Source organism: Microbulbifer sp. (genome assembly GCF_051659245.1).
Classification (GTDB): domain Bacteria; phylum Pseudomonadota; class Gammaproteobacteria; order Pseudomonadales; family Cellvibrionaceae; genus Microbulbifer.
This window is the reverse complement of the sequence record NZ_JBOFOC010000113.1, coordinates 16,290-29,372: the sequence shown is the minus strand read 5'-3', so window position 1 is coordinate 29,372 and position 13,083 is coordinate 16,290. Positions and strand designations below refer to the sequence as shown.

At 61.5% G+C, this 13,083-nt stretch carries 7 protein-coding genes and 1 pseudogene; 3 read left to right on the top strand and 5 right to left on the bottom strand.

From position 1 onward, the window contains the following. Positions 1-612 precede the first annotated feature (612 nt). The 3 genes from ACRC0P_RS11820 (at position 613) to ACRC0P_RS11810 (ending at position 4,325) form a co-directional block, all read left to right on the top strand. Positions 613-1,602: a hypothetical protein gene (locus tag ACRC0P_RS11820; protein WP_438631115.1), complete on the top strand. Its 990-nt coding sequence runs from the start codon at positions 613-615 to the stop codon at positions 1,600-1,602. Continuing rightward, entirely contained in the window at positions 1,599-2,711 is a 1,113-nt protein-coding gene (locus ACRC0P_RS11815; protein WP_438631113.1) for a hypothetical protein, read from the top strand. Before ACRC0P_RS11820 ends, ACRC0P_RS11815 begins: the two co-directional genes overlap by 4 nt. A 264-nt stretch (positions 2,712-2,975) precedes the next feature. Next, positions 2,976-4,325: a PQQ-dependent sugar dehydrogenase gene (locus ACRC0P_RS11810; protein ID WP_438631111.1), complete on the top strand. Its 1,350-nt coding sequence runs from the start codon at positions 2,976-2,978 to the stop codon at positions 4,323-4,325. Between the two features lie 103 nt (positions 4,326-4,428). Here ACRC0P_RS11810 and ACRC0P_RS11805 read toward each other — a convergent pair whose 3' ends face one another. The 5 genes and pseudogenes from ACRC0P_RS11805 to ACRC0P_RS11785 form a co-directional block, all read right to left on the bottom strand. Continuing rightward, the gene (locus tag ACRC0P_RS11805) at positions 4,429-5,316 is read right to left on the bottom strand and encodes an SMP-30/gluconolactonase/LRE family protein (protein WP_438631109.1); all 888 of its coding nucleotides are present in this window, start codon (positions 5,314-5,316) and stop codon (positions 4,429-4,431) included. Between the two features lie 143 nt (positions 5,317-5,459). Next, positions 5,460-7,904: a GH36-type glycosyl hydrolase domain-containing protein gene (locus ACRC0P_RS11800; protein ID WP_438631246.1), complete on the bottom strand. Its 2,445-nt coding sequence runs from the start codon at positions 7,902-7,904 to the stop codon at positions 5,460-5,462. A 160-nt stretch (positions 7,905-8,064) separates the two neighbouring features. After that, entirely contained in the window at positions 8,065-9,474 is a 1,410-nt protein-coding gene (locus ACRC0P_RS11795; protein ID WP_438631107.1) for an MFS transporter, read from the bottom strand. A gap of 590 nt (positions 9,475-10,064) precedes the next feature. Continuing rightward, positions 10,065-11,135: pseudogene (locus tag ACRC0P_RS11790) on the bottom strand (glycoside hydrolase family 11 protein); the annotation flags it as partial. Positions 11,136-11,496: 361 nt separating this feature from the next. Then, positions 11,497-13,029, bottom strand: coding sequence for a tryptophan halogenase family protein (locus ACRC0P_RS11785; RefSeq protein WP_438631105.1), 1,533 nt, complete (start codon positions 13,027-13,029; stop codon positions 11,497-11,499). Between the last annotated feature and the right edge of the window lie 54 nt (positions 13,030-13,083).

Below are 13,083 nucleotides of genomic sequence, written 5' to 3'. Positions count from 1 at the left end.
CGTAGCTCGTACCGCCGACTCGCGCCATCCATGGCGCTCGCCCTCCGGGCGCCTACGGCGTCCAAATCGGCTATCCTGCCGATTTGTCGCGGGCATGGCCCGCTCCTACAAGGGAAAGCCCCCCGAAGGACAGAAACTCCATGTCGAAAATCACCGCCGCCCGCGTTATCGTCACCAGCCCCGGGCGCAATTTCGTCACCCTGAAAATCGAAACCGATTCCGGCCTGCACGGCGTCGGCGACGCACCCTGAACGGCCGCGAGCTGGCAGTGGGCGAGGTGTTCAACACCATCTGGGACTGCAAGCAATTGATCGAGGAACAACTGGTCGACTATATCCGGGCCACCGTGCTGCACACCGGCGGTATCACCCACCCTCGCGGAGCGGTATCCGTACAAGCCGGTGAACCGCCTGGAAGATGGCTCCATGCACGATTGGTGACTTCCTGCCGATACCGCTCGTCGCTTCCGCTTTACGAAACCAGCGGTGGATTGCAACGCCGCCGCTCATACGTATATTCTTGTGAGAACTTCTGCGCCCGGAATCACAAGAACAAAAAATGCTCAATACAAAAAAGGGGTTTATAGCCTCACTCGCGGGGATTTTAGGGGGGATGGCGCTTGGATCTGTTCCCTACTGGGAAGACATCAAGCGCGACGCCTTTCCGAATCGCCCCTCCGCAGTCTGGGAGTTGGGCGAGATCGACGAACAGGTCATGAAGGACACGGCCAGTATTGAACAGTTGCTGGCCCTAACCCCTCCCGGCAACGGGGCGCCAGGCCGTGAATGGCAGAATTTTCTGGCGCAGCTCAACCAGGTGGATACCGGGGAGCGCTACAGCAACGGTGGAGCCACCACTCCGCTGCTACCCTGGTACGCCTATATCGCCAAACACAACCCCCAGGCGCTGTATAAAAACCTCAATAGCGGCGATTTCGATTCCTCGAAATTCAATCACCTGTTGCAAATGGGCATGCTGGGCGATTGGTACCAGTATGTAGAAAGCATTGATAAATTGTTATTGGGCAGCGAACAGGCCCTGTTGAGCTACGCCCTGGCCAGAGGTGGGGAGGAGGCCCGGCGCAAAGTAACGGAGGCCTTTTTCAATATCGCACGGGATTCAGACAGGACACACCCACTGAGCCTGGAACTGGAAAATATCCGCTTTGCCGCCCCGGCCATGAACCCGCAGGAACGGCAGATACTTCTCGACTCGCTGCTGCAAGGGCCCTTTAAGATCGATCCGCGAAGTGTGCGGAGACTGACCCTGCTGGAAGATATGAACCGGGAAAAACTCCGCGCCCTGATTGAAAAATTCCAGTACTCCCACAAATCCATGTCGTCCTATATGACGACGGCGGCGTTGCTCGGGGAGGCTAAATATATCAGCGTAATGGCGGGCGACGCCCGGGACAACGACGGACAGCCGACAAACTTCTACTGCAGCGTTTGCGGCCTGGCGCTGGCGGCGGATGGGCTTATCGGCGAGCCGTTAGTGCAGGCGGAAGACCGCGATGAGCTACAGATACTCCCCTCTGAGCAATACGGGTTTGTACTGACTCGCGAACCTGGCGCCCAAGTGGCGCAGGAGGGGGCACAATGAAACAATCACAAGCGGCAACAAAGCCGGTAAAGCGGGAACCCGCCCCGCGCTCGCTGTTGCTCGCAGCCCTGGCATTTTTTGTTCTCAGCTATCTCGCCACGCAAAAGGCCCTGTTCGACAGCGACACCCGCCGGCAAATTGCCGCGCAACTTCGCAGCTTACAGCTCGCGACCTGCTCTGAAGGCATACGCCTTCCCGGCATAGAGTGCCCCACCCTGTCCATAATCAGGAACTTCCCACCGAACAGCAATGAGCCACTGCGGTACCAGTTCGCGCGGCTTCCCAGCCTGTCCGCCGCCGTCGACAAGCTGCAGTGGAATCGGGGATCGGAAGCGGATACCGCCAGACTGCTCACCATCTGGAAAGCCCTCGAGCTGGGGCGCCAGCGCCAGAGCAGGAAAAACCATCAGGCCATACCCGCGATCACGCAATTGCTGCAACCTGTTTGGGAGGAGTATCCCGATATGGTGGCGGCCGCCTCCTGTCTGTATTGCGGCGACAGCTTTAGCGTATTGTCGTCGCTGATCAAAACAGGCACCGATGATGACGGTAAGTTAAGGGCCCTGGCCATGGGCCACCCGAGGCTGCTGGCAGAGATAGCCCCGACAGGTATTTTCACTGACACCGAGCTGGAAAGGATCGCCACCGTCCACGGCGAACTCAGCAGTGGTGGCGACAGCAAGACCGCTGAATTTATCGGCAAAATCCTGCTCGACCGGCAAGACCTCTCCCCGCTCGAGGCCTGGCTGTCCAAGGGCCTGAACGGCGGCCGCGCCCTCGGGGATGCCGGGTTGGACGCCATTCCCCGGGAACTGGTTATAGCGGCTTGGGAGCAGGGTGTTCGCAATGGCTATGACAATGTCGAACTGTCGGAATACCTGGTCGCCCGGGGTTACCGGCCCGCCCTGCGCTGGGTGGTATGGCTTGAGTCCACCGAATTCAAATACCTGCACGGTTGGTCCTATGAGCGCGTCCAAGGCCAGTATCAGTCAATATTGACCAGGTTTACCCACTTCCCCGCCAGCAAAGGCGGGCCATTGGCGACGTTTTACAGCGGCCACTGGGCTTCCATTTACTGGGATGACAGGGCGGGACGCTGGGCCTACTGACACCTCCAACCCGGTGCTGGCTTCAACAAGGGCGGACAAAAGGTTCGCCCCTACAGACGTTTTCGTCGTTCCGGCACAGGCTGGAACCCGGATGTCACAGGTCTGGATATCGCGCCGGTATGAACAGCCAACGAAAGCTCGATTTAAAACAGAGTACCTGCAAGCTCCGCGGTCCTTGTTTTTCTGTTCGCTTTTTTACAAGCTGGCCCTGTTCGCCTCAGGCACCCTGTGGTAGCAGATCAACCGACAGAAAATAAAAAAACCATGAAATATCCGATACTCGCGCTCCCCCTCGCCTGCCTCGCCCTGGCAGCACTCCCCCTGCAAGGCACCGCGGCCGACACCGCCGAAAATCTCTACCGGGACAACTGCGCCGGCTGCCACGGCGGTGAACCACCGCGCGTCCCTGCCGCACGGGCGGCGCAAACAATCCGCGACGGCCTGCCGGCCAAAGGCATGCCCGCCTTCGACGCCCGGCTGTCGGACCGGGAAATCCGCGCGCTGGCGGGACTGCTGGACACCCGCCCCCGCAAGCATTCCCCCCGTACAACGGCATCCACGGCCAGCTCAGCCCTATCGGCGGGGGACCACCGCTTCCGGCTGGAGCCGGTGGCCAGCGCGCCGGGGGAACTCTGGGATATGGACTTTCTCCCGGACGGCACCGCGATCGCCACCCAGAAGGAGGGCCGGTTGTGGCTGTTCAAAAACGGGGAGCGCCGGGGCCCGGTGAGCGGTATACCGGCGGTGAAATACGAAGGACAGGGCGGCCTGCTCGGGGTCACCGTTCACCCGGATTATGCGGAGAACGGCTGGATTTATCTCACCTATGCGGGCGCCGGCGACGGCAACGGCAGTGCAATGACTACAGTGGTGCGAGGAAAGCTGAAGGGACTGCGCTGGGTGGACCAGGAGAAAATCTACACCGCTCCCGACCGCTTCTATACCGGCACCAGCCACCACTTCGGCTCCCGCCTGGTGGTGCGCGATGGCTATCTCTATTTCAGTGTCGGCGACCGCGGCCACCGGGACGGCGCCCAGGACACCGGCGACCCCCGGGGCAAGATCCACCGTCTGCACGATGACGGGCGCATACCGGAGGACAATCCCTTCGCCGCGGCCGGCGGCGCCGCCTCGGTGTGGAGCTACGGCCATCGCAATCCCCAGGGTATGACCCTGCAGCCGGGCAGTGGCACCGTCTGGGCCGCGGAGCACGGCCCCCGGGGCGGTGACGAGGTCAACCTGATCCAGCCCGGGCGCAACTACGGCTGGCCGCTGGTCACCTTCGGCATCAACTACGACGGCAGCATTATCACCGAACACAGCCACCGCGAGGGTATGGAACCCCCCAAACACCACTGGACCCCGTCCATCGCCGTCTCCGATATCGATTTCTATACCGGCGACCGCTTCCCCAGCTGGCGCAACCACCTGCTGGCGGCCAGTCTGGCGGCACAGCAGCTGCACCTGCTGCGTATCGACGGCGACAAGGTGGTGGACGACCAGATACTGCTGGAAGACACCGGCCGTATCCGCGATGTGCGCAACGGACCCGATGGTTATCCCTATCTGCTGATCGGCAGTGATATTTTCCGGCTGGAGCCGGCGGAGGGTTAGGGCATCACCCTGTAGGAGCGGGCCATGCCCGCGATCAACTTGCAGTGGTACCTGGACAGTCCGATCGCGGGCATGGCCCGCTCCTACAAAGCATCGCCCCGGCTCAGAGGCCAGCGACGCGCATTTCAAGGGTGTAGACGGAATCCATGGCGGTGATAAACAGTGTCCTGCGCTGTTCGCCGCCGAAGGTGACATTGGCGGTCCAGTCTTCGGGCACCGGGATGTGTTCCACCTGCCGGCCCTCACTGTCGAACACGGTAATGCCCTTGCCGGTTAAATACAGGTTGCCCTGCGCATCCAGGGTCATGCCATCGGAGCCCATTTCGGTGAACAGTCTTTTGTCGGACAGGCGCCCGTTTTCGGCCATCGAGTAGACGTAAGTTTTGTTTGCGCCTATATCGGCCACGTACAGTTTCCCGCCGTCGGCGCTGCCGATAATCCCGTTGGGTTTCACCAGGTCCCCGGCGACGCGGACGACTTGCTTGCGGTCCGGTGGGAGATAGTAGACGGCTTCGGCTTCGATCTCCTTTTCGCTTCTGTCCCAGTAGTCGCGCAGATAAAACGGATCGGTAAAGTAGATGCCGCCGCCGGGAGCGACCCAGAGGTCGTTGGGGCCGTTTAGCCGCCGCCCGTCGAAATTTTCCAGCAGTACATTGACCTCTCCACCGGGAGCGATGCTCCACAGCTGCCCCTTGTCATCGGCGCAGGCCAGCAGCCTGCCGTCGCCATCGAAATACAGGCCGTTTGCGCGGCCGGCGTCGTCCATAAACAGGGAGAGTTTTCCGTCGACTCCGTACTTCCAGATTTTGTTGTTCGGCTGGTCGGTGAAAAATACGTTGCCCTCGCTGTCCGCGGCGGGGCCTTCGGTAAACGCGAAGTCGCTCGATACCAGTTTTAGTTCCGCGCCTTCAGCGATAACCGGACTCGCCGCGATCGCGCTCTGTGCGAGGAAAATCAGCCCGGCATAGAAAGTGGCAAATTTGATGAACATGATGTTTCTTAATCCCTAATGGTTTCGGTGTTCTTTTTCGGGCACAGTGCTTTCCTGTAGGAGCGGGGTGTGCCCGCGATCAGGGTCTGATCGCGGGCATGGCCCGCTCCTACATAGGGTCATAGTGCGCACCGGGCAGCTATTCAAACCGATTCCGGCTCGGTGCGCACGGCGCACTCTACAGGTGAAGAAGCGCCGGGGGCGGGCAGTAATATGCGCAGCCGGTAGCTACGTCCCGCCTCTATCGGACTGATCAAAGGCTCGCGCAAAGGAATGCCGTCCAGCTCTACGCGCGGCTTTTCCACATCGGTCGCGCGAATAAAACTTACCTCGAAGACGGCACCGCGAAAGTGGCGTTCCACCCGCGCCTGATGCCAGTGCGACGGCAACTGTGGCGCTATGCGCAGGCCCGACCGCTCTCCTTTTAGTCCGAACAGCTGCTCCAGCACGCAGCGGTACAGCCAGGCGGCGGTTCCGGTATTGAACAGTTGACTGGAGCGGCCCGCGTGCTCGGGGTACTGGTGCCAGGCGCCGCGGTAGTAATTGGGCACGAATACCGGCAGCTGGCCGCGCCGCAGCAGGTCCTCCGGATCGGGGCCGGGAATCATTTGCCGCAGCAAACCCCAGGCTTTATCGCCTTCGCCAACGCCGTAGAGGCTGTGGATATAAAAAATCGCCGCGTGATTGTACACGGAACCGTTTTCCGCACTGCCCGGGTGCTTCTGGGTGAGCCGGCCCACGTCCTCGCGCATGGCGGTGTAGGCGGGCGCGAGCATCACCGGGCCGAAGGGCGTTCCCAGTTGCTGCTCCACGGCGCGCAGTATGCGCGCGCGCTGTCCGTCGTCCGCGGCGCCGGCGAGCAGCGCCCAGCTCTGGGGGTTGAGATAGATGCGTCCCTCCCGGTCGTCGCGCACGCCGAAGGCGACACCGTCGTCGGAAATCCCCCGCGCGAACCAGTCGCCGTCCCACAGGTGGCGGTTTACCGCGCGGTTGAATTCCTCCGCCGTGGAGAGGTATTTTTCTGCGAGGACGTTTTGGTTCCGCTGCGCACAGATCCCGGCCCAGAGTTTCAGCGCATGGGCCGTGGCCAGGGACAGCCACCCGGAAACCCCTTTTCCCCGATAGCCGGCCATATTCATCGGGTCGCACCAGTCGCCCTGGTTGATGTAACTGAGACCCCGCTCGTCCCGCGCCGCCGCCAGGTGTTCCACAGCCCGGCTGACGCACTCGAAAACGCTGCGACCGCCCTGCCCGGGCACGGGTTCGTCGAGCAGCGCCACGGGCTCGTCCAGCAAGGCATAGTCGCCGGTCTCGTCCAGGTAGGCACTGAGGCAAACCGGCAGCCACACGCAGTGATCCGTGTGCGGCACCTGGTTGATATATTTCAGCTCCGCTTTGGCATCGAGCAGTATGCCATCCGGCATGGCGCCGTCCGGCTTCTGCTGTTCCAGCGCCTGTAAAAATGCCGCGCGCGCGGTCTGCGGGCGAATATAGGCCATGCCCATATGGTCCTGCAGGTAGTTGCGGGTCTGCGGGTCGGTGGTCAGGCGGTTTACGTCGCCGTGATAGAAAACCTGGCGCGGCAGCCAGTGGTTGACGAAATGATCCAGCTCCCCGTCCGGTGTATCGATGTGGAGACAGCCGCGCCCCTGCTCCAGGTAACGCCGGTAACCATCCGCGGCCGCGGCAAATCCGTCGGCGGAGAGATACCGCTCGCGCAGCGCAAGAATTTCCCCCTCGTCGCGGGCGGGGCCGAACAGGAAGCGCAGGGTGCGGCTTTCTCCCGGCTGCAATTGAAGACGGTATTGCAGCACCGCCGCCGGCATCTGGTAGCGCGCGTCCCCGCAGCCGAGCAACGGTTTTTGAACAGCATCCGGATTGTGCAGGCCGCCCTCGCCCTCGAAAACCGGTTGGCACGTCTCCCAGGCATCGGGAGGCGTTTCGTGCAGAAAAAAGGTCTTGTCCTTGAGGTCGCGGTTTTTGAAATAATCCTCGACCTTCTGGTAGGGCGTCACGCTGGAGCAGACGATGCCGCCCAGGTCGGCCCGGTATTCGGCGGACTGGTTCATCCAGCTCATATAGCCGACGGGGAAATAGGGATAGACGGAAACAACCCGCGCCTCCGCGGAGGTGTTGGCAATTTCGCACTGCCACAGCTCCACCACCTCGTCGACGGGCAGGCTGAGCCCCATGGAGGCTCGCAGGCCGTGCTTTTGCACTTCCCAGGTAATTTCTTCCGGCGCCGCGGTAAAGCAGAAGCTGTCGGGTGCCGCGCGCACCGGCTCGTGGGGAGCGGAGAAAAGCGCTCCGCTCTGCTCGTCCTTGATATACAGAAAGCGGCCGGGGTGATGGGCGTAATACGGCTGCTCCGGCTGCATAAAAGTGGTGGCTTCTATGTTGGGCCCGCGGGCATAGCTGGCCGGTTCCGGCTGCATAAACCGCGCCACTGCAAAGCCCCGGCAGTTGGCCTGGATCATCATGCGCCGGTTCCACAGGAAGGCGCCGGCGGCGGGCATGGCGGTGGGGCTGTGCAGCCGGCAACGGCTGCCGTCCGGGGCGCTGCTTACGAGATCCGATGGGTTTTCCATATTATTCACAATACCTCCGATGTAACTGCTCCCCCATAGGGAACCTGCAATGATTTAGAGGAACCACACTGTAGGAGCCCCGCGATCGGCCTCGCGACGAAGAGAGGTCGATCGCGGGCATGTCGGATGGCCGCCCCGCCGCTCCTACAGATGTCCGGTTCTACTCACGCGCGCGTTCCCTCTCCCGGATTTGGGCCTGGATTTTTTCCAGCCTTGCGTTGTTCAGGGGATAGAAGCTCACCAACAGCGCGGCCAGCAGGGCGAAGACGCCGGGGACCACCGTCTGCAGCAGGGCGATACCGGTTTGCGAGGCCTGCGCCTGGTTCGCCACGTAACCGAAGACAGCCAGGGTCCACAACATCAATGCCGAGCCCAGGGCGCCGCCCAGTTTTTGCGCGCAGGTGGCGGCGGAAAAGGTCATGGCGGTGGCGCGCCGGCCGGTGCGCCATTCGTTGTAGTCGGCGCTGTCCGCATACATGGACCAGGCCAGGGGCGATTTCGGCCCCAGGGCCAGGCTGATCAGGATATTCAGGGTGAACATCAGCCAGATGGCATCCCTCGGCACGAAATAAAAGGCCACCGATAAAGTGCCGACAATCGCCATCAGAATCACCAGCAGCCGCGTCTTGTCCACATAGCGGGTCAGCAGCGGGGTGAGCGCCGCGCCGGCGGCCAGCGCCAGTGCCTGCGCCGCCAGGTAGTTGGAAATCAGGTCCGGCCGTTCCACGTAGTACTTGAAGTAGTAATAGGAGGAGCCGCCGCGCAGGGTGATGGTGAGCATGATCACCATTGCCAGTGCGATCAGGATCAGCCAGGGGCGGTTGTGCAGCAGGTCCCGCAGGTCGTCCCGCACGCGGGTCTTCTGCGCCGGCGGCGGCACTATGCGCTCCCGGGTGAAGAAAAAGGTAACGGCGAATATCGCGCAGGCAATCGCCCCGTAGAGCGCCATTGTCAGTTGCCAGCCCAGCTGTTCGTTCCCCTGCCCCAGCCACTCCACCAGCGGCAGGGTGTATTTGTTGACGAAGGTCATGCCCGCAAAGGCGGCGATAAAGCGCAAACTGATCAGGGTGTTGCGCTCCTGCGGGTGGGCGGTCATCACCCCGGACAGGGAGGAATAGGGGGTGCTCAGCACCGAGTAGGCCAGCATCATGGCGCTGTAGGTGATATAGGCGTAGACGATCTTGCCGCTCTCGCCGAGATCCGGTGTGGTGAAGGTCAGGACACCGGCGGCGGCCATGGGCAGGGCGCCTAATAGTAGCCAGGGTCGGAACTTGCCCCAGCGGCTGCGGGTGCGGTCCGCCAGCGCGCCCACCACCGGATCGGTGAGCGCATCGACGATTTTTGTCACCAGCAGCATGGTGCCGGCGACCGCGGCGGGCAGGCCGAACACGTCGGTGTAGAAAACCGCGAGAAAGGAGGCAATGCTGGTCCAGTAGAGGTTGAAGCCGAAATCGCCGATGGCGAAGCCGGCTTTTTCGCTCAGGCCCAGGCGGGCGAGACGGGGATTGTCCGGAGCCGCCTGCTCGGGAACCGCGGCCGGTGCCGCCGGTGATGATGCCGCCTGTGACATGACTGACTCCGTTTTTATGGTTGCCATCCGTTGCGCAGGAGATGATAGCGGTACCAATCCTGCAGATAAAGGCGTAGTTGGTCCCTCCTGTCCAAGGGATTACTTTGTAGGGCCCTGCTTGCAGGCGAACAGGAACGGAGCTCCGTAGCCTTTTCGCCTGCAAGCAGGCTCCTACAGGGGGATTCCGCTTAAACTCAGTGCCAGGTAAGCAAAAGCTATGCAGGAAAAGGGCGGATTGCTCCGCCCTCAAAAACTAAACCAATCCGCTATCAGTTGCCGCAACTGCCGCTGAAGCAATCGTCGGAATGGCCAAAGCCGATAACGCCGTTGCAGTGCATGGTTTCCGAATAAGAGCCACCGCCGCACTCGCCGTTGCCGTAGGTCGCGGTGTTGTAATCCATATCTTCGGCCTCGCGGATTTCGCCGTTGACCAGCACGTAATCGAGAATGACATCCCGGCCGCTGCCGTCGTTATCGAACTCGACGTTAACGTTGCCGAAAGCAGAGCCGATATAGGTGTAATCCTGGCTACTGGTGCTCAAGGTCCAATCCGCAACCACGGTGCCGCCGACGATCAGGTTGATGTGCTCACTGCCACTGGTGCCGCGGGCGCGGACGACGATGGTGTCGCTGCTGCAACTGCCGCTAAAGCAATCGCCGGTTCCGCCAAAACCGATAACCCCGTTGCAGTGCATGGTTTCGGCATAGGAGCCACCGCCGCATTCGCCGTTGGCGTAAGTGGCCGTATTGTATTCCATGTCTTCCGCCTCGCGGGTTTCACCGTTGACGTACACATAGTCGAGTATTACGTCGCGATCGCCGCCGTCGTTGTCGAACTCAACCTGGATGTCACCGGCTGCACCGCCGGAGTAGGTGTAGTCGGCATTGCTGGTGGTGAGGTTCCAGTCGGCCACGACGCTGCCGCCGATACGCAGGTTGATATGCTCGCCGCCGCTTGCACCGCGGGCGCGTACAACGATATCCGAGCCCGATGGTGTACCGCCACCGGAAGAGCCGCCGGCAGTTTCCACTGTTATATTGGAGTTGCCACTGCTTTGATAGCCCTCGGAGGCAAGAATCATGTAGTCGTGGCTGCCGAGATTCAGGCCGTGGCTGGCCCAGGCATCGAAGTGGTTGCCCGTTGTGATGGTACCGCCGGTTCTCTTTTGCTGGCGAACGCTCCAGTACTGATAAAAGGTCGCCGTGCCTTCAATGGAGGGCTGATTGACGCGCTGGGTGCGGTAGATGTCATAGGTACCGCCATCGGTGGTAACGGTGCCGTAATAGGTTCCACTCTCGCCGGGCCGGTAAGTGCCCCAGTTCTCGACAATGTAATACTCGACCAGTGGATTTCTCGTCCACCCGTACAGGGCCAGGTAGCCGTTACCGGAGGGATTGAAAGTGCCCGAGTAGGTTACGGTCTTGCGCCCACCCGGGTTCCAGCCTTTACCGCCGACCCAGTTCCCGGTATTGCTCCAGGAGGAGCTGTAATTACCGCCCGCCCCCAATGTCATGGAGACGGTTCCGGGTGCGTCGGTCCAGAATGAATAGAAGTAACCGTTGTTGGTACCGGTTTGATTCGAAGTCAAGGTTTGCGCACTGGCCACAGTTGCGCATACGGCGGCAAAACAAGCGAGCACTGCGACAATGTACTTGCCCATCCCCTGTGCGCCGGGGCCATGGGTGCTGAGTCTACGTGGGGTTCTTATGGTGATATCTTTCATCATCGTCTCCTGATCCGGTGCCCTTCCGCGAACCGCCGGCCGGAGCTGTCCGGCTTTTATTATTGAATGTTGTTTTTCGGTAGCGCACCGCGTGGGTGGAAGCCGATCCCACTCCACGGAAATGATAACGCTATCATTAAACATTGGTACCGCAGGCCGCCAATGTCAAGTTGCTTGGTGCAAATCGAGTTGAATTCGGCGACAAATGGCGATAAATGCGATATCGCTAACATACAAGCACCAGGCAAAGAAGATCGCGCCATGGGCGGATGGCCGCCCCGCCGCTCCTGCAAGAGGATCAGGCCGGGGCGGCACAGTGGGTGCGAATAAATTCTGCGTGGGCGGGCATATAGTCCACGGATCTGGCCACCACGCCGCGGATTTCCTCCAGGCGCCGGTGGATTTCCTCCTCGTCCATCACGTCCACCAGCGGGTGGTAGCCACACGGCTCTATGCCCTGCCCCACCATCACCTCGAGCCAGCTCAGTTCGTTGAACAACTCGTCGGCGTCGCGCGCTATGCGCCCGTTCTGGCGGAACTGCTCGATCTTCTGCGCGAGGGTTTCGGGGATTTCCATCTCGCGACAGTGGCGCCAGAAATCGGAGTCGTCGCGCTGGTTGGCGTGGTAGTGGAGTATCAGGAAATCGCGGATGCGGTCGTACTCGAAGTGCGAGCGGCGGTTGAAAGCGTCTATGTCCGCGGGGGCGAAATCCCGGTTCGGGAAATGAGCGAGCAGCCGCGCGATGGCGGATTGCACCAGGTGGATACTGGTGGATTCCAGCGGTTCCATAAAGCCGCCGGCGAGGCCAATGGCCACACAGTTTTTATTCCAGAATTTCTTGCGCTTGCCGGTGGTGAATTTCAGCAGCTTGGGCTCCGCCAGGGGTCGGCCCTCCAGGTTGCCCAGCAAAATATCCGCGGCCTCGCCGTCGTCCATATGGGCGCTACTGTACACGTGGCCGTTGCCCAGCCGGTGCTGCAGCGGGATGCGCCACTGCCAGCCGGCGCGGCGCGCGGTGGCGCGGGTATAGGGCGGTATCGTGGGTGGGCATGAAGAGCGAGGGGGTTCCCCCGCAGACTCACAGGGTACCGCCAGGGCGCGGTCGCAGGGCAGCCAGTGGGTCCAGTCCTCGAAGCCGGTGTGCAGCGCCTGCTCGATCAACAGGCCTCGGAAGCCGGAACAGTCAATAAACAGGTCCGCGCCGATACGCGCGCCGTTTTCCAGCACCACTTCGCGGATAAAGCCCTTTTCGTCCAGCTCGCTGCCCAGCACCTTTCCCTCTGTGCGGCGCACGCCGCGCTGTTCGGCGTAGTCGCGCAGGAAGCGCGCGTAGAGGCCGGCGTCGAACTGGAAGGCGTAGGCGATGTTGGACAGTGGCGAGTTACCGGCGTCGATGGAGCGCATAAATTTGCCGCTGTAGGCGGCCTGGGCGCCGAGGGTGTACTCGGACAAATCGCGCGCCCGGCCGAGGGCGCGCATCTTCAGCCAGTAGTGGTGGAAGTGTATGCCCTCCATATCCCGGCCCACCTCGCCGAAGGCGTGGATATAGGAGCTGCCGGGGCGCAGCCAGTCGACGAACTCGATACCCAACTTGAAAGTGGCCCGGGTGCGGCGCACGAACTCGTCTTCGTCCAGCGCCAGCAGTTTGTTGAACAGCAGTATCTGTGGAATGGTGGCCTCGCCCACCCCCACGGTGCCAATCTGCTCCGACTCCACCAGTTGGATCTCACAGTAGCGGTTGCGCAACACCTTGGACAGGGCGGCGGCGGCCATCCAGCCGGCGGTGCCGCCGCCGAGGATAAGGATTTTTTTTATTCTGTTGTCGGGCATATGGCTATGGTACTGCAAGAAGCCGAATAGTTTGTAGGATGGGCAAAGCGCAGC

Excerpts from the sequence above, each read along its gene's own strand:
- ACRC0P_RS11820 (WP_438631115.1), top strand. The coding sequence starts at position 613 with ATGGCGCTTGGATCTGTTCCCTACTGGGAAGACATCAAGCGCGACGCC.
- ACRC0P_RS11815 (WP_438631113.1), top strand. The coding sequence starts at position 1,599 with ATGAAACAATCACAAGCGGCAACAAAGCCGGTAAAGCGGGAACCCGCC.
- ACRC0P_RS11810 (WP_438631111.1), top strand. The coding sequence starts at position 2,976 with ATGAAATATCCGATACTCGCGCTCCCCCTCGCCTGCCTCGCCCTGGCA.
- ACRC0P_RS11805 (WP_438631109.1), bottom strand. The coding sequence starts at position 5,316 with ATGTTCATCAAATTTGCCACTTTCTATGCCGGGCTGATTTTCCTCGCA.
- ACRC0P_RS11800 (WP_438631246.1), bottom strand. The coding sequence starts at position 7,904 with ATGGAAAACCCATCGGATCTCGTAAGCAGCGCCCCGGACGGCAGCCGT.
- ACRC0P_RS11795 (WP_438631107.1), bottom strand. The coding sequence starts at position 9,474 with ATGTCACAGGCGGCATCATCACCGGCGGCACCGGCCGCGGTTCCCGAG.
- ACRC0P_RS11785 (WP_438631105.1), bottom strand. The coding sequence starts at position 13,029 with ATGCCCGACAACAGAATAAAAAAAATCCTTATCCTCGGCGGCGGCACC.